Here is a 22515-nt window from a genome sequence, read left to right as displayed (position 1 = left end):
TAAGCCATATTTACTCATATCTAATATGTTTTTAATAACCAAGGTGGATTTATGCTTTCATTGATTCGTGTTGTCAATTTTATGGTTTCAATCCTATTCCTTATTGGAGGTGTGTTGAGTTTTTTCCTTGGTGGGATGTTGATAGGTATATTCCCAGAGTTTGCTGCTTTTTCAATGCTCTTTGCAATCCTTCCAATAGTTTTAATCTTCCTTTCAATTCTGGGCTTATATGGCGTGCTAAATAATAACATCAAAGTACAGATGGCTTTTGATATTTTATTGCTTCCATTCTGGAACGTCGGAACTGTGGTAGGTGCTGTTTGTTTAATCTTATTCTTAGTCGAGCGATATAAAGTCACTGGCAAATCGATTAGCTCCGACGCATCTGACAAGCCATAGTGTTTTCTTTAGTTTTTAATTTTGATTAAGATCGCTCGAACAAATCATTTAGCGAACTGTAGTGAGTGAAAGTTAAATTCATTTGAAAAAAAGGGTCGGTTTTATATCGCATAAAACATTCAGCTACATTGATTTTAATTGCCCCACAATAACTTCCAGTTGATACAGTCTATTTACAGAAATAATTTTATTATGAAAGACTTAACTCTACGCTATTACGATAACGAAATGCGCTATCTGCGCGACGCCGCCAGAGAATTTGCCGAAACTCATCCTGACCGCGCCGCCATGCTCAACCTGGACCGCGCAGGCACGCCAGATCCTTTTGTGGAGCGCCTGCTTGAAGGATTTGCTTTTTCCGTCGGTCGACTGCGTCAGAAGATTGATGATGACCTGCCGGAGCTGACCGAAGGTCTGGTCAGCATGCTCTGGCCGCATTACCTGCGCACTATCCCGTCACTGAGCATAGTGTCGCTCTCGCCTGACCTGCCAAAAATGAAAATGGCGGGGACTGCTCCCGCCGGGCTGGAGGTGTATTCCCGCCCGGTAGGCCCCAAAAATACTGTCTGCCACTACCGCACCACAAAGCCGGTTACGCTTAATCCGCTGTCAATCTCAGGCGTGGTCATGGGCACCGAGCCGGACGGACGTTCCGTGTTGCGTCTGCGCATAGCCAGCAGCGGGCAGGCGGACTGGAGCCAGTGTGACCTGCGCCATCTTAGCTTGTGGCTGGGAGAAGACGTGCCCGTGGCGACCGCGCTGCATCAGAGGCTGACCCGCCGTCAGGCCGCGATATACGTCCGCCTGGCCGGGCAGCAGGAGCGGATCGCCCTCAACGCCTGGTTCAGCCCGGGTGGATTTGGTGAGGACGACAGACTATGGCCAAAAGGTGACAGCGCCTTCAGCGGCTATCAGTTGCTGCTGGAGTACTTCACCTTCCCGGAGAAGTTTCGCTTTGTGACCCTGAACGGACTGGAAGCTATCCCTCTTCCACCCGGGCTCACGGGGTTTGATATTGAGGTGGTATTCAGTGAGGCGTGGCAGAGTGATTTGCCGGTGACCGATGCTTCGCTGAAACTGCACTGCGTACCGGTGATTAACCTGTTCACGCTGGAAGCAGACCCGCTGACGGTTAACGGACTGGAGAGCGAGTACCTGCTGCGCGCGAAGCGCCTGCAGGACGGACATACCGAAATTTACTCGGTGGATGCGGTCAGCGGTTCAGGGCTGACCGGTGCAGCTGAATACGTTCCGTTCACCAGTTTCCGGCACCGGGGCGGCATGATGCGACGCCTCGCACCTGAGCGCTATTTTCATACGCGCGTTCGAAAAGGCGTGACCGGGATGCACGACACCTGGCTGATACTCGGCGGTCAGCAGTGGGAGGAGGGGGAAGAGCTTTCCCGCGATACGCTCTCGCTGCGTATCACCGGCACCAACGGGCAGCTTCCGCGTCGTGCGCTGCAGAGCACCCTGTTGGACCGCTGCGAACAGGTGCTGCAGACCCCTGTCACGGTGCGTAATCTGACTCGTCCGACACTTCCTGCTTATCCACCCGCTGAGGACCGCTTTCACTGGCGGGTGCTGAGCCACCTCGGTTCCGGCTTCATCAATATGATGACTAGCGCAGAGGTGCTGCGCGGCACGCTGTCGCTGTACAACTGGCAGGATGACGAACTCTGCAACCGCAAACTGGATGCGATCCTTGACGTACAGCATCACCGTCTGCAGCGGTTTGAGTCTGGTTACCTGCTGCGCGGTCTCGACATTGAGGTGACGCTCGACAGCAGCGGTTTTACCGGTGACGGCGATATACACCTGTTCGGCGAGATGCTCAACCGCTTCCTGTCGCTTTATGCAGATATGAACCAGTTCATTCAGCTCTCCCTGATTATCCGGCCTGAAGGAAAATGTATCCGGTGGAAAGAGAATCACAGTCAGCGCCTGCCCGGCTAATCGCGCGGCTGGGTGACCGGCTGCCTTACATGAATTTTTACCGCTTCTGTCAGCTACTGGAAAGGAGCGATCCCGATGCACCCGTGCCGGGCAGCAGCTGGCAGGTGCGGCACGAGCCGGTGCGCTTCCGGCCTCATCCCGGCATGGGCTTTCCGGCAGGGGAAATGCGTGGCGCGGAGGAACCCGCTTATCCGCATCTGCCGCCCACGGTACGCATTAATTTCATGGGGCTCTATGGCACGGCGTCTCCGCTGCCGACGCACTACATTGATGACGTGACGCGGCAACGCGAAGGGCACGAGGCCACCCAGGATTTTCTGGATATCTTCAGCCACCGCCTGACCACCCAGTTTTACCGCATCTGGCGCAAATACACCTACCCGGCGACTTTCGCACCAGGCGGCACCGATGACACCTCTCAGTATCTGCTGGGGCTGGCGGGTCTGGGGATAAGCGGCTGTGCGCAGAATATCGCGACGCCGGTCTCGCGATTCCTGGCGTTGCTGCCGGTGATGCTGCTGCCCGGTCGAACCGCCGAAGGGGTCTCCTCGCTAGTGAAGCTGCTGGCACCGGACACGCGCGCGCAGGTCGTGCCCTGGGATTCACGTCGTATTCCCCAATCCTCAATACTGAATATGAGCACGCGCCACCCTGTCAGTCTGACGCATCGACCGGTGGTGGGGACGCATGCCACAGACGTCAACGGTCAGGTATTGCTGAGGCTGATCACCGAAAACCCTGCGGAAGTCCGGGGCTGGCTCCCTGGCGGGCAACTGCACGGCGACTTGATGGCGCTGTTGCATGTTTATCTGGGGGCAAAGCTGGATGCACGACTGGAGCTGTGCGTTGACCGCGCAATGATGCCTGATGCACAGCTAAGCTGCCGGAAGGAGGGGGCGCAACAACTGGGACGCACGGCGGTGCTTCCTCTGACACAACCCTCGGGCTCCCGCGAGTCTAACCAGATATCCATACAGCTCGGTCGCTATCAGCGCGTCCGGGTGCAACCTTCAAGGATCGAAACCGATGAACAGGGCGACTATCGCTGGTAAAACGCTTATCCCTCTTATGCTGGCACTGAGCGTCAGCAGCTGCGGTCTGACGCAGAAAGTATCAGAGGGCACCGTCTCCGTAACAAAATCCATTTTTTACAAACAAATACGCACACTGCATCTCGATTTTCGCGCTCGTGAAGGGGCAAACCGCAACGCACAGGGTGCTGCGCTCTCAACCGTGGTGCGCATCTGGCAACTGAAGGACAGTAGCGCTTTTGACGCCTCAGACTACCCCTCGCTATTCACTGCTGACAGTCAGGTTCTGAAGGCGGACCTGCTGGCACAAATGGACATACGCATCCGCCCGGGTGAGTCAGTCAGTATTGATATGCCGATGGACGATAAAGCGGAGGTCGTGGCGGTGGCCGGCCTCTTCCTCTCGCCGGACACTCAGGATGATCAGTGGCGACTGCTGCTGACCCGCGATGATCTCGACCCGGATAAGGCGCGCGTGATTGAACTGGGTGACGGTACACTGACTTTGGTCGCGGAAAAGGCTAAAAGACCCTGATGATGCCTTCACTTTATGAGATCCTTTACGGCAATTTTAGTGGCGGGCTGGCGCTCGATGCCGTGAGCGAACGGGACCAGGTCATTCTTTCGGTGCTGGATAACCTGCAGCGCATCCTCAACACCCGTGCAGGCTCAATTGCACACATCCCCGATTATGGACTGCCGGATATGACGAGCATCCTGCAAGGGATGCCGGGCACTGCGCACCAGCTGCTTCACACCTTTTCAAGCGTGTTGCTGAAGTACGAACCGCGCCTTAAGCGTATTGAGGTGGCATTGCTGGAACAAACGGTGCCAGGCGAATTGCGCTACGCCATTGAAGCCGAACTCACCGGTATTGGCCTGGTGCGCTACGGCACGGAATTCAAACCAGAGGGCAGAGTGTTGCTGCGTCACTTAAAGCAACAGCAGTTAATGGGCAGTGGTTTGACGGGATAAACAAGGAAGGTTGTTGAATATGAATCAGGTGATTAAAACCGGTGCAGATCCGCGCACCTTACCAGGCTATTCCCAGTTGCGGGAAGAGATGAGTAAGCTGACGCATCCCGCCCGGCCCGATGTTGATTGGGGCAAAGTGGAGAGACTCACGCTGGGGTTGTTTGAACAAAATGGACTGGAGTTGCAGAGTGCGGCCTGGTTCACTTTGGCGCGTGCCAACAATGCGGGTTTGAGGGGGCTCAATGAAGGCTTGAATCTGATTGACGCGCTGGTGGTACATCAGTGGTCGATTTTCTGGCCGCTGGCGATTGATGCGCGCGCCGATATCCTCAGCGTGATGTTTCGACGTCTGCAAAGTCTCTACCGTGGCTGGCAGGTGGTGGGCAGCGAGATGGCGGCGCAGCTATTAGAAACGGAGCGGTTGCTGATATCCCTGCGTGAAGCGTTGTTACGTTTTGGTATCAGGGAATTCGCGCAGGCTAATACGTTATTGCATCAGGTCAAACACTCCATAACGCAGCTTCAAGAAAGACTGCCCTCTCCGGTGCAGCTTATTCCGGCAGCACTCAACAGTGAATACCACAGCGATCCGGCTCGCGTTTATGTGGTCTATTCTGATGCGGATGAGCAGCAAGACGCGCCCACAACGGCATCATCATTAAAATCATTTGTGAGTGGGGCCTGCTGTGCCTTACTGGCTGGCGTTTTAGTCTTTGTCTGTGGCAGTTGGTATCGATACGAACAGCATCAGCACTTGATGGCCTCTCAAGCCCTGCACGAACAACAGCGCAGAGAGAAACAAGCGATATCGTTGGAAAAATTACAGAGCTGGCATCGTGGTATGGCGCAGTTGGAAAATATGGCTGAACAACTCAATGGACTAGATAAAACTAAAGGAAAATATCTTACGGTGAGTGAGCTTAAAACGGGGATTTTTTCCGCGATGCAGGCCTTTAACCAGCAGATTCCGGTTGAAGAGCAACTTCGACGTTATGCCGAGGGTAATGGTGATCAGCTGAGTGAACAAACGCAGACGGGATTACTGTTAAAACAGCTGATGTTTCGTTATCAACTCATACAACAGGATAACGCAGAGTCGCTCACCGATCGGGAAAAAGCCAATCTAAATCAAAGTCGTACCAGGTAAACTTCTGAAATCAGCGCTAAACCAGTAAAACAGATTGAATCCAATAGGTGGGCAGGTTACAACGTTGCAAAACCATGAATGGATGCTGGTACAGTATCGACAACCCTCCTGACCCGGAGGGCTTTTTTATCGCTTTAACAACGGAAAACTATGCCTCACACTTACCGCCCATGGATGAAAAGGTATTGGCTGGTCTGGCTACTTCTCACGCTGCTGACTTTGTTCGCATTACTTGCCGAACAAATCCTGGATCAACGGCGCACGCGTGAAGCGGAATTCCATCAGCAGTTCAGTCGTATTGCGGCCTATTTAACGCAGAATGAAACTCTGTTGCCATTATTGACGGGTGATGAAAACCTTACTGAATTGCAGAAGAAATTTCCGCAAATCGTGCAGCTTGAGCACACACAGAACAGGCCGCTAACCGGCCCGCGGTTTGAAGATGCCAGCGAAGGACGGTACTGGCTGTATAACCCCTATCGACAATTCCGCATGCTGGTGGATTTGCATTTTGCCGTGCAAGCCCCAGAGGTCGGGTTGGCACTTGCATTTCATATTCATGCTCAGCCCGCAATATCAACTTCGGCCTATTCTGAAACGGCGCGTTGGCAATGGCAGCGTCCGTTTATCAACCTCTACCAACCTTTTCTGATTAAAGGCAGCGCGAATCCTGATTGGCGTGCGCTGCATGTCGCTCCGCCCCTGCTGGCGTTGATGTTGTGGCTCATCATCGGTTTTCTCGGTTGGGAATTATTGCGTCACTGGCGACAAAACGTCGAAATGCGTCTGCGGGCTGACTATTTCCAGCGCACGCGGCGTGAATCTTTGGGTGAATTCACGGCGGGTATCATCCATGAAATTAACCAGCCGCTCACCGCGATTAACACGTGGTTACACACCAGCCAGCTGCTGCTTAAGCAAGGCAAACACGATAGCCTGCCGCAGACACTCGGTGCCGTCAGTTTACAAACTGAACGATTGGCCGGATTGCTGCAACGTTTTCGCGACATTGTCAGCGAACGCCCGGTGGCGATGACTGCGATCGGTGTTGAATCAACATGGCGGCGAGTCACGGTGCTATTACAACAAGAACTGGATGCGGGCGCTGTGGTGCTTCATCAGCAGTTTCAGCATGACCACTCGCGTGTTATCGGCGACGAACAATGGCTCGAACAGGTCTTTCACAATCTGCTACAAAATGCGATCCACATGCAGCAAGGGCAGGCGGATGCGTGGGTGGCTATCAATTCAGAACGCCTGGCGCACGAGATTAAAATCATCATCAGTGATAACGGACCAGGCTTTTCTGTCGAAGGATTAGCGCAGGCCTGTATGCCGTTTTACAGCTCGCGACCAGAAAGCATGGGGCTTGGCATGACGCTGGTTGAGAGCTTGATGTTACGCATGAATGGCCAGCTGCGGCTGGCAAACCGCGCCGAAGGCGGCGCGGAAATCACCCTAATTTTCCCACTGGCGGAGTAACGGAATGAGCGCAAAAGTTTGGTTAGTGGATGATGATTTGTCGGTGCGTGAATCATTGGGTTTTCTCTTGAGAACGCTGGAATATGACGTTGCCGACTTTGCTGATTTGGCCTCATTTGAGGCGGCTACGTCAGCGCAGGCACCGCTGCGCGGCTGTTTGCTGCTGGACGTCCGCATGCCGGGCATCAGTGGCCTTAGCTGGTTGACAGAGAAGGGCGAAAGGCATCCGCTGCTGCCGGTGATCATCATGACCGGTCATGGCACGATTGAAGCCTGTCGCCGTGCGTTCCGTCAGGGGGCTTTCGAGTTTTACACCAAACCGTTAGAGATTGAACCGTTGCTGGAAAGCGTGCACCAGGCAATGCATGAAAGTGAACAGCGCGCGCAGCGCTGGCAGGCGCAACAGATTTTGCAGTCGCGTTTTGCATTGTTGTCGGTGCGTGAAAACGAAGTGATGCAACTGATGATTGCCGGGCAGACCAGCAAAGAGATAGCGCGTGTTTTATCGCTGTCACCACGAACGGTTGAAGCCCATCGCGCCGCAGTTCTGACTAAACTGGAAATGGACAATCTTGCGCAACTGATTCACGCCTGGCAGCAACTTAACCAGGTATAACTACCTGGCAGAACGCGTGATCACCCGAATATTTATTAACCTGCTCTCATTTTACAGTGTCACCTAACATAACTCAGGAGTGACACATGACTATTCGCCTTTCTTTGATTGCTGCTGCGGCGGCATTTGTTTCTTTTGGCAGCCAGGCCGCCGTGACTGAATCCAATCTGTCATTGGCTGAGGCGCAAAAACTGGCCAGCGCAGCTATTCAGTCCTGCGCAACAAAAAATTACAATGTCACCGTGACAGTGGTGGATCGCGCAGGTTTAGTGACTGCGGTACAGCGTATGGACAATGCCGGTCCGCACACCGTAGAAGCAAGCCGTATGAAGGCCTATACCGCGTTGAGTACCAGGAATCTGAGTGGCAAAGTGATGGAAACGGCACAGAACAATCCAGGCGCGCAGAATATGCGTGACGTACCAGGCTTTCTGCTGTTAGCCGGTGGCGTGCCGGTAAAAAGTGGTAATCAGGTGATTGGTGCGATTGGTGTCGGTGGTGCGCCGGGCGGTAATCTTGATGAGGCTTGCGCGCTGGATGCATTGAAAGCGATTGATTAAGTCATGATGGGCGCAATATATTGCGCCCATCAAGCACATTGTCTGTCGTGTCACTTCAATTAGCCTGTTTAACATAGCCAGGGCACGTCCTGCAGGCCACCCGCTACGGAATATCGGTTTCCCTGCCGCGCTATGACTCCACTGATGAACTGCCATAACGTACGCGTCTTGACGCCACAAAACACAGCAGCGGCACCGGTAAGGTGAACAACAGCAGCAACCACAGCAATACGTACACCGCATCGACGCCGTCATTTTGCAGATTGTTATAAAGCTGAACCGGCATGCCCTGAGGGAAATAGGCGAAAATCATAACAATGCCGAACTCACCCATTGCGCGCACCCACGCCAGAGCCGTTGCAGAGGCCAAACCCGGCGCGGCCAGCGGAACCGACAAACGCCAAAATCCTTGCCACGGTGAGGCACCTAAGGTACGACCGGCATCCAGAATATCCTGCGGAACGCCCGCAAAAGCGGAACGCGCAGTGGTAATGAAGTAGGGCAGTGCGCCGTACCATTGCGCCAGAATAAACGCGGCAGGATTGTTAACCAGCGTCCAGCCAAATTTCCCCAGTAATTCCCCCGGAACACTATAAGGTCCGTAAGCGCTCACCAGTAAAATCCCCATTGCCAGCGGAGGCGTCAGTAATGGAATCATCACCAACAGTTCCACAATGGCGCGTGCGCGACCCTTTGCCTGCGACAACCACCACGCCACCGGCAATCCGCTGATAAAGATCAACAGCAGCGCAATCGCGCCCAATCCCAAAGAGGTGGAGATGGCACTCCCATCGCCCCAGGCAAGGTGCATGTGCTGCCATTGAGTGACACCAATCAGGGTGACGAATGGCACGGCCAGCAACATCAGTGCTGGCAGTGACAACCAAAGCGCGGTGGCGTGACCGGTCTTCATCACTGATAAACAGCTCCGCCTTTCGGCGCGGCGTAGCCATTCTGTTTAAACAGCGCCTGACCTGGCTTACTCAGCATGAAATCGACAAAGGCTTTACCCGCCGCCGCACCGTGCGGAGCGTTTTTCAGCACGGCTGCGTAGTAAACCAGCGGTTGAGTGTGCAGCACTTTATCTTTGCCAGCGCTGTCTTTGACGCTGAAGCTGACAGTGTCATACCACTGTTTTGCCATGTCTGGGTTGCTCAGGTTGATCTCATCCGGCAGCGCCACATAAGGCAGATGCGCGGATATCACTTCACTCTCATAACCTGCCGCGGCATCGACCTGACCACTCTCCAGACGAGCCAGCAGGCCACCTTCAAGATGGGTCTGAGCAGGGTTTTGGTAGCCACCAAGAATTTTATCGGCGATGCCCGGCTGCTTGTAATACTTCTCAGCCAGCAGCAGGGTAAAGATAATGTTCTGGCCTTTTGGATCGTTAATCGGATCGGTGCGCCCGAACTTAATGCCCGGCGTGGCCAGCACTTTCAGCCAACTGGCATCTGCGCCTTTGGCCTGTGCGAACTGCTGGGCAAATTTGCCTTTCGGGCTGTACGCCACCACCATGCTGGTGCTGGCAACCGGTACGGCATCATCAATCAATCCTGCATCTTTCAAAATCTGCATCGGGCCCGGCGTGATGGAAACGAACACGTCAGCGGTGATTTTCTTACTCGCGAGCAGTCGAGCCATGCCGTATGCGCCCTGGCCTTGCCCTTCATATTTTCCGTCGTTCTGTTTGGCAAAGGCTGGACCTAAAGACTGGTCCATCACTTTTCCCATCGAACCAGCATAAGTTACGCGAATATCGGTACTGGCTTGTGCTTGCAGGCTGAGGCCAGCGGCGGCGGTTAACATCAATGCTGTGAGGTATCTGACTTGCATTCCCTTTCTCGCTATATAATTAGGTAGATAACGATTATCGGAAATTGTGCAATCAGTGCAAGCTGAAATCTGTTGCGAAATATGGGGATAGCCCGCCGGAGCGGGCTGACTACATCAGGCGAGAATGCGCTGAGCCCAGGATTCAATATCATCACCGCTACCCATATCCAACTGCACCAGACCGTTGGTGATAAAGGTGGGTGAGACGTGAATACCGTTCTGGCGCGAATACTTGCAGTGCCACTTGATTTCATTTTGCAGCTCGGCGCGCAGGAACGGCGCATGGGCATCAATACCGCTATATTGTTGCAAACGATCAAGAATTTGGTGCGGTGTGGCGTCCATGTTCGGCCCATGACTGTGATCGGTGAACTCAAACTCTTCACGATGATCGGCGACCGCCTGCAGCACGCGTTTTGCAGCGGCTTTGCCCTCTGGCAAAGTGGAAGCGGCAAGGATGTAACGAACGATCAGCCCGGAATACATATGCCACGGCTGGGATTGCAGCCGAATCTTTAGCGTCATCTTATCTTCCCCCACCAATGCCAGCAGCGCATCCAGTTTATTAAAGGCACGGACTGAGAACGGACAGGTGGGTTCAAGAAACACTTCAAACACTTTGGGGCCGTGGCCCCAGATCAATGGATCGGCGTGTAACACGGTGGTTTGACTCATATTCATTCCCTGTTGCGAGGTTAAACGTTGTACTACTTTGGCAAAGCCCGACGACGACAGCCAGCTTAGGTTTATGCTTTTTTGTTACAAGGACAATGGCGGTCGACAGCATGACGCAAAATAAAAATCATTTTATAGATCCGTTAACTACAAGAATGTCCGCTGTTTCCGCCTTTGCTCAGAAAATAAACGGCTATAGTTATGCCAGCTTTGTTCTCTTTTTGTGCGGTCAGCGCCGCACGGTTTATTCATTTGCCTGGAGCCGATAGATACGCAACGAGGTTCAATGTGTTTGCCGAAATATCCTGGAAAATCATCCATCAGGTGATCAATCAGACCATTGCGGAGATGGTGGATGAGCAGCAAACGTTGGATGTGGTCAGCCTGCGCAGACGGCTACGTGAGATGGCCGAAAGCGAAACTGATGAAGAGATGGTGCTGTGCTATTGGCAAGCGAGCAAGGTGCTGATGCGTTTACCGCCGACAATCACCGCCAGCCAACTGATTGAAGCAGCGAGGCATGCTTTTCGCAGCCCACTGAATCACGATCCGCTTTAACCCTAAATGCTTTTCTGACGAATCGCGGATAATCGTTTGATTTATCGTCATAATCCTGGCGTACGCTCTGCTAAACTAGAGCGTCAAAACGCTGAAACAGAGGACAGTAATGAAAATCAAAAGTTATGCCGCGATGAACGCAGGCGAAGCGCTGGTGCCTTTTGAGTATGAGGCCGGTCCGCTGGCAGCTGAAGAGGTACAGGTTGAGGTCGATTACTGTGGCGTTTGCCACTCTGACCTGTCGATGATTGATAACGAGTGGGGCATCTCAGCCTTCCCGGTGATCGCGGGCCATGAAGTGATTGGCCGCATCAGTGCGTTAGGTGAAGCCGCACAGAATAAAGGGCTGAAAGTTGGTCAGCGCGTGGGCATCGGCTGGACAGCGAAAAGTTGCCAGCACTGTAATGCCTGCATCAACGGCGAGCAGGTTAACTGCGAAAACGGTTCAGTGCCCACCATCATGAACAAAGGCGGCTTCGCCAGCCATCTGCGTGCTGACTGGCAATGGGTAATCCCGCTGCCAGAGTCAATGGATATTACCACTGCCGGCCCACTGCTGTGCGGCGGTATCACCGTGTTCAAACCGCTGCTGATGCACAACATCAATGCCACCAGTCGTGTGGGCGTGATCGGCATCGGTGGCCTTGGCCACATGGCTATCAAACTGTTGCGTGCGATGGGTGCGGAAGTGACTGCGTTCAGCTCCAACGCCAGTAAAACGGAATCTATCCTGGCGATGGGTGCGGATCGCGTGGTGAACAGCCGTGATCCACAAGCATTGAACGCGCTGGCAGGCCAGTTTGATCTGATCATCAGCACCGTTGCGGTTGATTTGGACTGGCAACCGTACTTCCAGGCGCTGGCACCGCACGGTAAATTCCACACCGTGGGTGCCGTGATGAAGCCCTTTGAAGTTCCGGCTTTCAGCCTGATCATGGGTGACCGTGCCGTGACAGGATCATCCACCGGTTCTCCGGGCCAGTTGCGTTCGTTAATGAAACTGGCATCGCGTGCTGACGTTGCGCCAACGGTAGAAGCGTTCCCGATGTCGAAAATCAACGACGCGCTGGATCATGTCCGCGCCGGTAAAGCGAATTACCGCGTAGTGCTGAAAGCGGATTTCTAACATGGTGATAGGGTCGGCAGCCATGCCCTTGCAACTTCAATGTCAGATGAGGGTCCGACTTTACGTTGCAGTGCAGCCATGCCGACATTGAGTCTTGCGGTGCGCATCGTGCGCACCGATTCATCGCCCCTCCATTCTTAAGCTGCATCGTCCTTCCAAACAGCATTCCCCTTACTAATAACCTGATTATTCAGCATTATATTGCTCATCACTTTGCTACTCTGATGCTCTATCGAGCAAAACTCCGAGGACAGCGATGAAGATTTCCAGCTATGCCGCTCTGCAAGCGGGTGAGGCGTTAGTGCCTTATGAATATGATGCCGGCCCGCTGGCAGCGGAAGACGTACAGGTTGAAGTCGATTACTGCGGCGTGTGCCATTCCGACTTGTCGATGATCGATAACGAGTGGGGCGGTTCACGTTATCCGTTGATTGCCGGACATGAAGTGATTGGTCGCGTGGCGGCGCTGGGAGAGGCGGCGCAAAACAAAGGGCTCAGCATCGGGCAACGCGTCGGTATCGGCTGGACGGCAAAAAGCTGCCATCACTGTGATGCCTGCATCGCAGGCGATCAGGTGAACTGCGAAAATGGCAAAGTCTCCACCATCAATAACCACGGGGGTTTTGCCAGCCATCTGCGCGCCAACTGGCAATGGGTGATCCCGCTGCCCGAGACGCTGGATCTGGCATCTGCAGGTCCGTTGCTGTGTGGTGGCATCACCGTGTTCAAACCGCTGCTGATGCACAACATCAATGCCACTAGTCGTGTGGGCGTGATTGGAATTGGTGGGCTAGGGCATATGGCGATTAAGCTGCTGCGTGCGATGGGCGCGGAAGTCACCGCCTTCAGCTCCAATGCCAGTAAAACCGACTCCATTCTGGCGATGGGCGCCAATCGGGTGGTAAACAGCCGCGATGCGGAAGCCCTGAATGCATTAACTGGTCAGTTTGATCTGATCATCAGCACCGTTGCCGTGGATTTAGACTGGAAGCCCTACTACCAGGCACTGGCGCGACAAGGCAAGTTCCACACGGTGGGCGCGGTGATGAAGCCGTTTGAGGTTCCGGCGTTCAGTTTGATTGTTGGCGATCGTGCGCTAACCGGATCTTCAACCGGTTCTCCCGCTCAGTTACGTACCTTGCTCAAGTTAGCCGCCCGCGTGGATATCACTCCGCAAGTGGAGGAATTTCCGATGTCGCAGGTCAATGCCGCGTTAGAACATGTGAGAGCGGGAAAAGCCCATTATCGTGTGGTACTCAAAGCGGACTTTTAAATCTCGCAGACGAGATGAGGTGCGCATCCTTGCGCACCAACCCTTATTTACCTTGTGGATCGCTTTCGCCCAGGAAGAAATACCACAACGGAATCGACATCAGTGCGGTGAACACTGCGCTGTATAAGGCAATCATCAACCCCTGCGTGATGTACATCGTCAATGACCAGTGGCTAAACGGGATACCGTATTGATCGATCACTCCGCCAATAATCGCATTGCTCATCACCGAAACGACAATCACCGCCAGAATGCACACGCCGCGCAGGAAGTTACGCATCTCCTTGCGCTTCACCGTAAAGCGCGCGCGAATAATGCCAAGCGGTGACTGCTGTGAAGCCAGAATCTCCGCTTCGGTCATCGGAACACGTTGCTGTTTACGCCAGCGCAAAACGTCGATCAGCAAAAACGCCAGCAGGCTTACGCCCATCACCGGCAGCGCATAACCCAGCGCTAACGCTATCATCAGGCAGGTGCCTTTACTGTAGTGCGGTATGGCGAGCCAGGTCTCCGTTAACGTTTTCGCCGGGCTGGCTTCCGCCTGTTGCGGACGACGAGCCCACCACATGCGATAACCCAGCACGATCATCATGCATAAACCGAGTCCAAAGAACGCCAGCAACAGTTGGTTAGGCAAGCCAAACAGCACGCCCATATGCGCATCCACGCCCCAGCGCGTCAGTTTTGCCACCAGTGGGAACTGGGCGAAATAGAGGTGATCAACAATCGTGAAGTCTTGCGGATTCACGGAAACCGCATCAACCCGTGTCGGCCAGCTTCGATCGATTTCGGTTACTGCCCATGCTTTGTCCGCGCTTTTCGGCTGACGTAACTCCAGCTTACTGGCGCTCAATCCATCCTGACGGGCGGCGCTGAGTACGCGATCCCAATCGCTGTCCGGCTGGTTGTTGGGCATCGGCTTCGCGGGCTGCGCAACCGGTTTTGCCATTGATGACATCGACATACTGGACATGTCCATATTCGGCATATCCATATCAGGCATGCCTGGCATGCTGTGATGGTCAGCATGAGGATCGGCGGGCGCCGTATCGCCACTAAGTGAGGTGTTGACCTGTGGTGTCAGCCAGTTCAACTCCGTACGCCAGCGGTCAATATTATTACCCGCCCACTGCGACCAGGTTAAACCGGTGGCGGAGAAGAATACCAATCCCAGCACCAGCGTCAGACCCAGCGTGATATGCCAGTGACGGCTAAAGGCGAATCCCTTGCGCGCGGCTTTCAGCTTACGTTTCGGGCGCGTGCCCAGCCACAGCACCACGCCGCCCAGTGCGGCCACCCACAACCAGGACGCCGCGAGCTCGCTGTAGTTGCGGCCAAAATCACCCAACAGCAGACTGCTGTGCAGCAGATCAAGCGTGGTACGCAACGGCAGTACACCGCTGGTGCCGTACACCGTCATGTCGCCTTTAACTTTCAGGCTATAAGGATCGATAAACACCGCGCGAGACTGCGAAGCACCCAGTGAGGCATCGCTGAACTGTACGCGAGTGGTATCCGTTGCGCCTGGCGCAGGCCGCACAGCGTAAATGTGCTGTTTCTCACCTGCGTAGGCGCGTGCCGCGCTGATTTGCGCAGACAGTGGCTGGGCAGGGCCATTGGGTTGTGCCGTTAACGCATCGGAGTAGATGACGTTTTCCAGTTGTGGCGTCAGCACATAGAGCGTGCCGCTGAGTGCCGCGACAAAAATAAAGGGCGCGACAAACAGGCCAATATAAAAATGTAAGCGACGAAGTAGATTAAGCACCGCACCACGCGGTGCTGCAGAGTGAGCAGCAGACAAAGCCGTCTTCCTTCCGGTTAGAGAATGCCGTGACGCAAAAAGGTGCGTCGTTAATGATGTTATCAGTAGGAGAGAACAGCAGGCGGCGCACGCGGACGGTGTGTTGGGCTAAAGCGTCGGATCACCGGAGCCTGCAGAGGCGGCAGCGGTGGGGCGCGAGAAATCACCATCATCAGCCAGATGAACGGGATGAACACCCACATCATCAACGGCACATGCACCAGCAAGTCACAGTAGCCGCAGGCGAATTCACCGTCTTCCATCATGTGATGGTCCATGCCCGGCATCGCCATATCCATCATCATTTCGTGATGATGCATCGACATTTCAGACGTCATGCCGTGGGATGGCATATCCATCATGCGGCTTTGCCGTTCCATCAACGACTTCGATACGATCGGCGCGACAAACAGCAGCAGCACCGCCAGGATGGCGATACAGGCAGTCAGGCGCTGGCGAAGTTGATGTGAAAAGGTCATGGCGGCGACGAAATGATTCAACAAATGAGGCCGAAGTGTAACGCCATTGCCGCAGAAGGGTTACAGAAACTCAGGCTAATTTAGAAAAAATTCGCACCTTTTGAAAAAAGTCACTTTACGCGCTGTATTTGTTAACCTAAATGCAACCTGATCAGAACAGTGCGGAAACATGTAAACGGAGAAGCGATGAAAATAGTGATGCTGGATGGTGATACGCTGCCTACACCGCCGACACGCCCGGAGTGGTGTACGGAATGGGATTTTCGTGGAACAACGGCACAGCACGACATTATTTCTGCCTTAAAGGGCGCGCAGATTGCCATCACCAACAAAGTGCCGCTGCGCGCGGAAACACTGAAACAGTTGCCGGATCTGCGCTACATCTGTGTCGCGGCAACGGGTTACGACTGTATCGATTTGGATGCATGTCGTGAACGCGGCATTATGGTCAGTAATGTGCCCGGCTACTCCACGCGAAGCGTCTCCGAAGGCGTGATTGCCGCCTTATTCGCCCTGCGCCGCCATCTGGTGGATTACGCCAACAGCACGCGCGCGGCCTGGCCTGCATCGTCGCATTTTTGTGTGCATCGCCAGCCGATTCAGGACATTTACGGTGCGACCTTAGGGATTGTCGGCAAAGGCGACATCGGCAGCGCGGTGGGTGCGATGGCAGAAGCGCTCGGCATGACGGTACTCTACGCGGACCGCAAAGGCAGTTCAGCGCCGCGCGCTGGTTATGTTCCGTTTGAAGAGGTGCTGGCGCGTAGTGATGTGTTGAGCTTGCATTGCCCGCTGACGCCGCAAACTCAGCAGTTAATCGATTTGCAGGCGCTGGCGCAGATGAAGCCGTCAGCCTGGCTAATCAACACTGCACGCGGTGGACTGATCAATGAAACGGAACTGGCCCACGCGCTGCGTCAGGGTGTGATTGCCGGTGCAGCGCTGGATGTGCTCAGCAGTGAACCACCGGCAGCCGATCATCCGCTGTTGCAACCGGAAATTCCTAACCTGCTGCTGACACCACACATCGCCTGGGCCAGCCAGCAGGGAGTGAACAATCTGTTGCGGGGTATTGAAGCTAATCTCGAGGGATTTGCTCAGGGCAATCCAACGCATGTGGTGAGCTAAGCGCTTAAAAAATCGAGCGGCCCAGTCGCTCGGTGAGTTTCTCCAGCAGCGCGGTGCCCGCCAGAGAGTTACCGGAGTGATCCAGCGCCGGCGACCATACCGCGATACACATCTCACCGGGGATGACCGCGACAATGCCGCCACCTACGCCCGACTTCGCGGGCATTCCCACACGCCAGGCGAACTCGCCAGCACCGTCATACATGCCGCTGGTCATCATCAGCGCATTGACCTGGCGTGCCTGACGCGGTGAGATCACGGCCCACTCATCATGCTGACTGCGTCCCTGGTTAGCGAGATAGAGAAAGGTGCGCGCCAGCTCTTCACAGCTCATGGAGAGTGAGCAGTAGTGGAAATAGGTTTCCATCACTTTGCTGACATCATTGTGGAAATTGCCAAATGATTTCATCAGCCAGGCAATCGCGGCATTGCGAGCCGAATGCTCGTATTCAGAGCGCGCAACCACACGGTCATAGTTGATGTCGCTTTGCTGAGCCAGGCGGCGCACAATCTCCAGCATGCGCTGGCGCGGGGCAGTTAAACGACTCTCCAGCAAGTCACACATCACCAGCGCACCAGCGTTAATGAAGGGATTGCGGGGTTTGCCCTGTTCCAGCTCCAACTGCACCAGCGAGTTAAACGCCTGACCGGAGGGTTCCTTACCCACACGCTGCCAGATCTCGGCATCATCATACAGCGTCAACGCGACCGTGAGTGATAGCACTTTGGAGATCGACTGAATGGAAAAACGCGTGGAAGCATCGCCAGCCTGAAAGCGCTGACCATCGGGTGTGACAATGGCGATGCCGAGCTGATCGGCATCGACACCGGCCAATGCGGGAATGTAGTCCGCCACCTTGCCCTGTCGCGTTAAAGGACGGACTTCAGCGACAATTTCTTCCAGCAATCCATTCGTGAGTTCTGACACCAGATGGCTCCAATTTTCTTGTTTTTCCGTTTCAAATACGTTTGCGGATTGTTTCATAGCGCGTATCTGCAGTCATGAAGCCGCTATCAGCTGCGCAATCAAGAGAATGGCAATCGAAGTGCGGTAGTAGAGACCGCATGATCTTCACGGCCAGGATCATGGTGATTTGCCCCTAATTCGTCAACGGGCGACGTAAAATTCTGTGAGCCTTCCGGGTGAAGCCTGCGTTACAGTGCATAAATCCAGCAAAAACATCGGGCTCACATTATGTTGACCAATCTGTTGCGTGATTTTCCGTCAGCGGCTCAAACCGGCAGCGCTGAAACCTTCGAAGCACTGCTATCACAACCCAATCTCCTGATTGAACGTATCGTTTCAACCGGGCAAGCCAGTCCGCCCGATTTTTGGTACAGCCAGACGCAAGGTGAATGGGTGATGATTTTACAGGGCTCGGCTGGATTGCAGTTGGAAGGCGAAAGCGAAGCGCGCACACTGTTACCTGGCGATTTTATCGATATTCCTGCAGGCTGCCGCCATCGCGTTTGCTGGACCGATAGCCAGGGCCCTACGGTGTGGCTGGCGGTACATTATGGTGAACTGCCCAGCCAACCGTAAAATTCTGTTGCCAATGATTGCGTTACGCGATCGCCTGAGTTAGCTATGCTGACGCCTTTTCGTCGCTGGAATGGCGGCGCTGATGTTATTGAGGATCTGCATGTCTGTTTCGCAAAATGCCAGTCAGCCTGAGAACGCCATGCGCGCCGGACGTTTTATGCTGCTGCAAAAGCTGCTGCGCCGCGATAAAACACCCGTGGCTTTATTGCTGCTCGCAGCACTGGTCGGTGTGCTTACCGGTTTGGTCGGTGTTGCCTTTGACCGCGCGGTGAATTTCATCCTGCATTCGCGCCTGAACTGGCTGGAAAACGCTGCCACTCATCCCCTTTTTAAGGTCCTGTGTGCTTTTCTGGTTTCCGCTGTATTGGGGGCCATTGGTTATTATCTGGTGCGGCGATTCGCGCCAGAAGCGGGTGGTTCAGGCATTCCCGAAATCGAAGGGGCACTGGAAGAACTGCGTCCGGTGCGCTGGTGGCGCGTGCTGCCGGTGAAGTTTCTTGGCGGTATGGGAGCGCTGGGCTCAGGTATGGTGTTGGGGCGCGAAGGCCCAACCGTGCAGATCGGCGGCAATATTGGCGGCATGTGTCTGGATCTGTTCCGCGTTAAGTCGTCTGAATCCCGGCATACCTTGATCGCCACTGGCGCAGCGGCGGGGTTATCGGCGGCTTTCAATGCGCCGCTGGCAGGCATCCTGTTTATTATCGAAGAGATGCGTCCGCAGTTTCGCTACAGCCTGATTTCAATCAAAGCGGTGTTTGTCGGCGTGATCGTTTCCAGCATCGTATTTCGTTTGTGTAACGGGAATGAAGCCATCATCAACATCGGCCAGTTGCGCGATGCGCCTACCAACACGCTTTGGCTCTATTTGTTGCTCGGCATCCTGTTTGGCGGCTGCGGTGTGGCGTTTAACCGCCTGATATTTCTCGCGCAGGATCAGTTTCAACGATTACATCAAGGCCGCATTGCCGCCTGGGTAATGTGGGGCAGCCTGCTGGCGGGATTGTGTGGTGTGCTTGGCCTGTTTCTGCCTGCTGCGGTGAGCGGCGGAATTACACTGATTCCCGATTTCTCTGCGGGAAGTTACAGCGCGCTGGCCTTGTTCGGCCTGTTCGCCCTGCGGACGTTAGTGACAATTTGCTGCTTCTCTTCAGGCGCGCCGGGCGGGATTTTTGCGCCGATGCTCACCCTGGGCACCTTGCTGGGTACCTGTTTCGGTCAACTGTGTATTCACTGGTTCCCCGGTTATCAACTGGAGGCCGCGACCTTTGCCGTGGCTGGCATGGGCGCACTGTTTGCCGCTTCGGTGCGCGCGCCTTTAACCGGCATCGTGCTGGTGTTGGAAATGACCAACAACTACCAGTTGATTCTGCCGATGATCATCACCTGCCTGGGTGCAACCCTTGCTGCACAGTTCTTTGGCGGCAAACCGCTGTACTCTTCGATTCTGGCGCGCACGCTGGCTAAGGCTCAGCTCAGCGGTCACGCCAGTGCAAAGACACACTAAGGACGTTTACCCACGCTGTGTGTCAGCGTGGTCCAGCGGCGCGCCTGTTCGCTAAGACTGAAGCCGAGGCCGTGACGATCGGAGATCAACATGCGGCCGTCACGCAGTTCTAACTGCTCATTGAACAACGGGTTGAGCCATTCAAAATGCTCCAGCCAGGGTTCGATGGGATAGGCGGCGGCGAGATGAATGTGAATCTCCATCGCGAAATGTGGTGCCAGTTTACGTCCGTGGCGCGCCGCTAAATCCATTATCTGCAGGAATGGCGTAATACCGCCGACGCGCGGCGCATCCGGCTGCACAAAGTCGCTGGCGTTGCCAAGAATGAGCTGCTCATGTTCACGGAAACTGGTGAGCATCTCACCGGTGGCAATCGGCGTGTCCAGCGCGGCAGTCAGTGCGGCGTGACCTTCTACGTCGTAGGCATCCAGCGGTTCTTCAATCCACACCAGATTGAACTGCTCCATCTTACGTCCCATGCGAATCGCTGTTTCGCGATCCCACTGCTGGTTCGCGTCCACCATTAACGGGAAATCATCGCCCAGCGTCTGACGCACCGCGGTGAGGCGACGCAAGTCTTCAGCAGTGTTAGGTTGGCCGACTTTGAGTTTGATGCCGCCAATGCCATTTTCACGCGAGATCGCCACATTCTTGATCACCTGATCAAGCGGCGTATGCAGGAATCCGCCCGAAGTGTTGTAGCACTGCACGGAATCACGATGCGCGCCGAGCAGCTTCGCCAGGGGTAATTGGGCGCGCCGCGCTTTCATATCCCACAGCGCAATATCAAACGGTGAAATCGCCTGCACCGCCATGCCGCTGCGGCCCACCGACGCGCCTGCCCACAGCAGTTTGGTGTAAATCTTGTCGATGTCATTGGGATCTTCACCAATCAGCGCATCGGCAATTTCACAAGCATGGGCGTAAATGCCCTGGCCGCCCGCGCGTTTGGAATAGCTAAAACCAATGCCCTGGAAACCGTCACGCGTTTCGATCTCCGCCACGATGATCGCCACTTCTGTCAGCGGTTTCTGGCGTCCGGTCAGCACTTTGGCATCGCTCACCGGCGTCGCCAACGGCAAAAACGCCAACGATAAATTCACCCAAGCGATGCGATCACCGCTCTCAGCAGCGTTCCCGGCTCCGGTTGTTTTGGCATAGCTTACGGCACTGGAATTCACACTCGACATGATGTTTCCCTTAAAATGATTGCGCTAACATTTTTGGCTCGGAGCTGACTATGCGCCAACATCACAGATCAATAATGCATGAGAGATCACAAATTGGACAATCAGTGAACTTAAATGATAGCCCTAACATTTATGACGTTTTGCGCTGGATTTGATGTTGCGGCCTGCTATGCTAGCGCTATCTGCTTCTACTCTGAGCCGTCATGAAACTACGCAACCCCGAGCGCAACGCTGCACCCACGCTGGAAGATGTCGCCCGCGTCGCGGGAATATCGCCGATGACGGTGAGTCGTGCGCTCAATTCCCCGCATCTGGTTCGAGCGGCGACTGTCGCCAAAGTCAAAGCGGCAATCAGCGCCACCGGCTACATTCCCAACGCGCAAGCGGGCAGTCTGGCGAGCAATCGCAGTCGTCTGATTGCCGTTGTGGTGCCGCAAATCAATAACAACATGTTCGTGGACACCATTCAGAGCCTGAATGACAGCCTGAGTGCGCAGGGCTATCACATGTTGCTGTGCGTCACCGGTTATGAAGCGGAAACCGAAGCGGAAACCGTAGCCACGCTGTTGTCTCGCCGCCCGGATGGCATCGTGCTCACCGGTATTCATCACAGCGTGCAGCTGAAAAAAGTGTTGTTACAAGCCAATGTCCCGGTGGTCGAAATCTGGGATATGACGCCCACCCCCATCGATATGCTGGTGGGTTTTTCTCATGAGAAGATCGGCGCGCGCGTTGCCGCTTACCTTGCCGAGCGCGGTTATCAAAAGCCGGGTCTGATATGGACAGATGACCGCCGCGCATTGCAGCGTAAACAGGGCTTGCTGGATGCGTTAACGTCATTGGATATAGAACCACTGGCTGATGTGCCCGTTCAACTCCCGGCGCTAATGGCACGCGGTCGCGAAGCCAGTTCACAATTGCTGGAGCAACATCCAGATGTCGATGTGCTGGTGTGCAGTTCAGACACGCTGGCGCAGGGCGCATTGATGGCGGCGCAGGCGCGTGGTTTAAGCATTCCGCAGCAGCTGGCGGTGATTGGTTTTGGCGACCTGGATTTCGCAGCGGCAAATTATCCAGCGATTTCGACGGTCCGCATTGACCGACACCGCATGGGCGAGCTTGCTGCAGAGCAATTGTTAAAGCGCCTGCAACATCAGACGGTGGATAATCCGATAATTGATATGGGATTTACCATGGTGTCGCGTGATTCAGGTTGACCCCAACTGAACTGCGATC

23 protein-coding genes are annotated in these 22515 nt (G+C 54.7%); 16 read left to right on the top strand and 7 right to left on the bottom strand.

What is annotated here, in order from left to right:
* Positions 1–51 precede the first annotated feature (51 nt).
* The 9 genes from AC6I8L_RS24235 (at position 52) to AC6I8L_RS24195 (ending at position 8166) form a co-directional block, all read left to right on the top strand.
* Positions 52–399: a hypothetical protein gene (locus AC6I8L_RS24235; RefSeq protein WP_058961979.1), complete on the top strand. Its 348-nt coding sequence runs from the start codon at positions 52–54 to the stop codon at positions 397–399.
* A 192-nt stretch (positions 400–591) separates the two neighbouring features.
* Positions 592–2355, top strand: coding sequence for a type VI secretion system baseplate subunit TssF (gene tssF, locus AC6I8L_RS24230; RefSeq protein ID WP_058961980.1), 1764 nt, complete (start codon positions 592–594; stop codon positions 2353–2355).
* Positions 2310–3407, top strand: coding sequence for a type VI secretion system baseplate subunit TssG (gene tssG, locus AC6I8L_RS24225; RefSeq protein WP_058961981.1), 1098 nt, complete (start codon positions 2310–2312; stop codon positions 3405–3407). The genes tssF and tssG overlap by 46 nt, the downstream gene beginning before the upstream one ends.
* A complete protein-coding gene (gene tssJ / locus AC6I8L_RS24220; RefSeq protein ID WP_058961982.1) occupies positions 3382–3921 on the top strand; it encodes a type VI secretion system lipoprotein TssJ in 540 nt (179 codons plus the stop codon). Before tssG ends, tssJ begins: the two co-directional genes overlap by 26 nt.
* The gene (tssE, locus tag AC6I8L_RS24215) at positions 3921–4361 is read left to right on the top strand and encodes a type VI secretion system baseplate subunit TssE (RefSeq protein WP_058961983.1); all 441 of its coding nucleotides are present in this window, start codon (positions 3921–3923) and stop codon (positions 4359–4361) included. Before tssJ ends, tssE begins: the two co-directional genes overlap by 1 nt.
* A gap of 19 nt (positions 4362–4380) precedes the next feature.
* Positions 4381–5508, top strand: a complete 1128-nt coding sequence (locus tag AC6I8L_RS24210; RefSeq protein WP_058961984.1) for a VasL domain-containing protein — start codon at positions 4381–4383, stop codon at positions 5506–5508.
* A 150-nt stretch (positions 5509–5658) separates the two neighbouring features.
* On the top strand, positions 5659–6990 hold the full coding sequence (locus AC6I8L_RS24205; RefSeq protein ID WP_058961985.1) for a sensor histidine kinase: 1332 nt from the start codon (positions 5659–5661) through the stop codon (positions 6988–6990).
* Between the two features lie 4 nt (positions 6991–6994).
* Positions 6995–7606 (top strand): response regulator transcription factor, encoded by a 612-nt coding sequence (locus tag AC6I8L_RS24200; protein WP_058961986.1) that lies wholly within the window; start codon positions 6995–6997, stop codon positions 7604–7606.
* Between the two features lie 86 nt (positions 7607–7692).
* Positions 7693–8166 (top strand): GlcG/HbpS family heme-binding protein, encoded by a 474-nt coding sequence (locus tag AC6I8L_RS24195; protein ID WP_058961987.1) that lies wholly within the window; start codon positions 7693–7695, stop codon positions 8164–8166.
* A gap of 130 nt (positions 8167–8296) precedes the next feature.
* Here the strand turns inward: AC6I8L_RS24195 and AC6I8L_RS24190 are convergent, their stop codons facing one another.
* The 3 genes from AC6I8L_RS24190 to AC6I8L_RS24180 all read right to left on the bottom strand — a co-directional run bounded on the left by AC6I8L_RS24190 (position 8297) and on the right by AC6I8L_RS24180 (position 10677).
* Positions 8297–9079, bottom strand: a complete 783-nt coding sequence (locus AC6I8L_RS24190; RefSeq protein ID WP_058961988.1) for a molybdate ABC transporter permease subunit — start codon at positions 9077–9079, stop codon at positions 8297–8299.
* Positions 9079–10002: an extracellular solute-binding protein gene (locus AC6I8L_RS24185; protein ID WP_045834317.1), complete on the bottom strand. Its 924-nt coding sequence runs from the start codon at positions 10000–10002 to the stop codon at positions 9079–9081. The genes AC6I8L_RS24190 and AC6I8L_RS24185 overlap by 1 nt, the downstream gene beginning before the upstream one ends.
* Positions 10003–10116: 114 nt before the next feature.
* On the bottom strand, positions 10117–10677 hold the full coding sequence (locus AC6I8L_RS24180; RefSeq protein ID WP_058961989.1) for a hypothetical protein: 561 nt from the start codon (positions 10675–10677) through the stop codon (positions 10117–10119).
* Positions 10678–10965: 288 nt separating this feature from the next.
* Between AC6I8L_RS24180 and AC6I8L_RS24175 the strand changes: the two genes are divergently transcribed.
* The 3 genes from AC6I8L_RS24175 to ahr (AC6I8L_RS24165) all read left to right on the top strand — a co-directional run bounded on the left by AC6I8L_RS24175 (position 10966) and on the right by ahr (AC6I8L_RS24165) (position 13634).
* Positions 10966–11235, top strand: a complete 270-nt coding sequence (locus AC6I8L_RS24175; RefSeq protein WP_045813827.1) for a hypothetical protein — start codon at positions 10966–10968, stop codon at positions 11233–11235.
* A gap of 109 nt (positions 11236–11344) precedes the next feature.
* Positions 11345–12361 carry an NADPH-dependent aldehyde reductase Ahr gene (gene ahr / locus AC6I8L_RS24170; protein WP_034830227.1) on the top strand — a complete coding sequence of 339 codons (1017 nt, stop codon included), beginning with the start codon at positions 11345–11347 and terminating at the stop codon, positions 12359–12361.
* A 256-nt stretch (positions 12362–12617) separates the two neighbouring features.
* Positions 12618–13634, top strand: a complete 1017-nt coding sequence (gene ahr, locus AC6I8L_RS24165; protein ID WP_058961990.1) for an NADPH-dependent aldehyde reductase Ahr — start codon at positions 12618–12620, stop codon at positions 13632–13634.
* A gap of 43 nt (positions 13635–13677) precedes the next feature.
* Here ahr (AC6I8L_RS24165) and AC6I8L_RS24160 read toward each other — a convergent pair whose 3' ends face one another.
* A complete protein-coding gene (locus tag AC6I8L_RS24160; RefSeq protein ID WP_058961991.1) occupies positions 13678–15435 on the bottom strand; it encodes a DUF2534 family protein in 1758 nt (585 codons plus the stop codon).
* Between the two features lie 62 nt (positions 15436–15497).
* A complete protein-coding gene (locus AC6I8L_RS24155) occupies positions 15498–15914 on the bottom strand; it encodes a DUF2946 domain-containing protein (RefSeq protein WP_082678152.1) in 417 nt (138 codons plus the stop codon).
* 186 nt (positions 15915–16100) lie between these two features.
* Between AC6I8L_RS24155 and AC6I8L_RS24150 the strand changes: the two genes are divergently transcribed.
* Complete coding sequence (locus AC6I8L_RS24150; RefSeq protein ID WP_058961993.1) at positions 16101–17042, top strand: D-2-hydroxyacid dehydrogenase; 942 nt, start codon at positions 16101–16103, stop codon at positions 17040–17042.
* Between the two features lie 4 nt (positions 17043–17046).
* Here the strand turns inward: AC6I8L_RS24150 and glsB are convergent, their stop codons facing one another.
* Positions 17047–17973 (bottom strand): glutaminase B, encoded by a 927-nt coding sequence (gene glsB, locus AC6I8L_RS24145; protein ID WP_058962017.1) that lies wholly within the window; start codon positions 17971–17973, stop codon positions 17047–17049.
* A 264-nt stretch (positions 17974–18237) separates the two neighbouring features.
* On the opposite strand from glsB, the gene AC6I8L_RS24140 reads away from it, so the two are divergent.
* Both AC6I8L_RS24140 and clcA read left to right on the top strand, forming a co-directional pair.
* Complete coding sequence (locus AC6I8L_RS24140) at positions 18238–18585, top strand: cupin domain-containing protein (RefSeq protein WP_058961994.1); 348 nt, start codon at positions 18238–18240, stop codon at positions 18583–18585.
* A gap of 100 nt (positions 18586–18685) precedes the next feature.
* The gene (clcA, locus tag AC6I8L_RS24135; RefSeq protein WP_058961995.1) at positions 18686–20089 is read left to right on the top strand and encodes a H(+)/Cl(-) exchange transporter ClcA; all 1404 of its coding nucleotides are present in this window, start codon (positions 18686–18688) and stop codon (positions 20087–20089) included.
* On the opposite strand, the gene AC6I8L_RS24130 is transcribed toward clcA, so the two are convergent.
* Positions 20086–21282: an L-talarate/galactarate dehydratase gene (locus AC6I8L_RS24130; protein ID WP_153012340.1), complete on the bottom strand. Its 1197-nt coding sequence runs from the start codon at positions 21280–21282 to the stop codon at positions 20086–20088. The two genes, clcA and AC6I8L_RS24130, sit on opposite strands and share 4 nt — an antisense overlap.
* Positions 21283–21482: 200 nt before the next feature.
* On the opposite strand from AC6I8L_RS24130, the gene AC6I8L_RS24125 reads away from it, so the two are divergent.
* Positions 21483–22496 (top strand): LacI family DNA-binding transcriptional regulator, encoded by a 1014-nt coding sequence (locus AC6I8L_RS24125; RefSeq protein WP_072226611.1) that lies wholly within the window; start codon positions 21483–21485, stop codon positions 22494–22496.
* Positions 22497–22515: the final 19 nt, after the last annotated feature.

The organism is Type-E symbiont of Plautia stali, from assembly GCF_059731115.1.
The sequence above is the reverse complement of the archived record's forward strand: the minus strand, read 5'-3'. Positions and strand labels throughout refer to the sequence as shown.

What these genes read in the sequence shown, in the direction of transcription:
- AC6I8L_RS24235 (WP_058961979.1), top strand. Translation starts at nt 52, where the DNA reads ATGCTTTCATTGATTCGTGTTGTCAATTTTATGGTTTCAATCCTATTC.
- tssF (WP_058961980.1), top strand. Translation starts at nt 592, where the DNA reads ATGAAAGACTTAACTCTACGCTATTACGATAACGAAATGCGCTATCTG.
- tssG (WP_058961981.1), top strand. Translation starts at nt 2,310, where the DNA reads ATGTATCCGGTGGAAAGAGAATCACAGTCAGCGCCTGCCCGGCTAATC.
- tssJ (WP_058961982.1), top strand. Translation starts at nt 3,382, where the DNA reads ATGAACAGGGCGACTATCGCTGGTAAAACGCTTATCCCTCTTATGCTG.
- tssE (WP_058961983.1), top strand. Translation starts at nt 3,921, where the DNA reads ATGATGCCTTCACTTTATGAGATCCTTTACGGCAATTTTAGTGGCGGG.
- AC6I8L_RS24210 (WP_058961984.1), top strand. Translation starts at nt 4,381, where the DNA reads ATGAATCAGGTGATTAAAACCGGTGCAGATCCGCGCACCTTACCAGGC.
- AC6I8L_RS24205 (WP_058961985.1), top strand. Translation starts at nt 5,659, where the DNA reads ATGCCTCACACTTACCGCCCATGGATGAAAAGGTATTGGCTGGTCTGG.
- AC6I8L_RS24200 (WP_058961986.1), top strand. Translation starts at nt 6,995, where the DNA reads ATGAGCGCAAAAGTTTGGTTAGTGGATGATGATTTGTCGGTGCGTGAA.
- AC6I8L_RS24195 (WP_058961987.1), top strand. Translation starts at nt 7,693, where the DNA reads ATGACTATTCGCCTTTCTTTGATTGCTGCTGCGGCGGCATTTGTTTCT.
- AC6I8L_RS24190 (WP_058961988.1), bottom strand. Translation starts at nt 9,079, where the DNA reads ATGAAGACCGGTCACGCCACCGCGCTTTGGTTGTCACTGCCAGCACTG.
- AC6I8L_RS24185 (WP_045834317.1), bottom strand. Translation starts at nt 10,002, where the DNA reads ATGCAAGTCAGATACCTCACAGCATTGATGTTAACCGCCGCCGCTGGC.
- AC6I8L_RS24180 (WP_058961989.1), bottom strand. Translation starts at nt 10,677, where the DNA reads ATGAGTCAAACCACCGTGTTACACGCCGATCCATTGATCTGGGGCCAC.
- ahr (WP_034830227.1), top strand. Translation starts at nt 11,345, where the DNA reads ATGAAAATCAAAAGTTATGCCGCGATGAACGCAGGCGAAGCGCTGGTG.
- ahr (WP_058961990.1), top strand. Translation starts at nt 12,618, where the DNA reads ATGAAGATTTCCAGCTATGCCGCTCTGCAAGCGGGTGAGGCGTTAGTG.
- AC6I8L_RS24155 (WP_082678152.1), bottom strand. Translation starts at nt 15,914, where the DNA reads ATGACCTTTTCACATCAACTTCGCCAGCGCCTGACTGCCTGTATCGCC.
- AC6I8L_RS24150 (WP_058961993.1), top strand. Translation starts at nt 16,101, where the DNA reads ATGAAAATAGTGATGCTGGATGGTGATACGCTGCCTACACCGCCGACA.
- AC6I8L_RS24140 (WP_058961994.1), top strand. Translation starts at nt 18,238, where the DNA reads ATGTTGACCAATCTGTTGCGTGATTTTCCGTCAGCGGCTCAAACCGGC.
- clcA (WP_058961995.1), top strand. Translation starts at nt 18,686, where the DNA reads ATGTCTGTTTCGCAAAATGCCAGTCAGCCTGAGAACGCCATGCGCGCC.
- AC6I8L_RS24125 (WP_072226611.1), top strand. Translation starts at nt 21,483, where the DNA reads ATGAAACTACGCAACCCCGAGCGCAACGCTGCACCCACGCTGGAAGAT.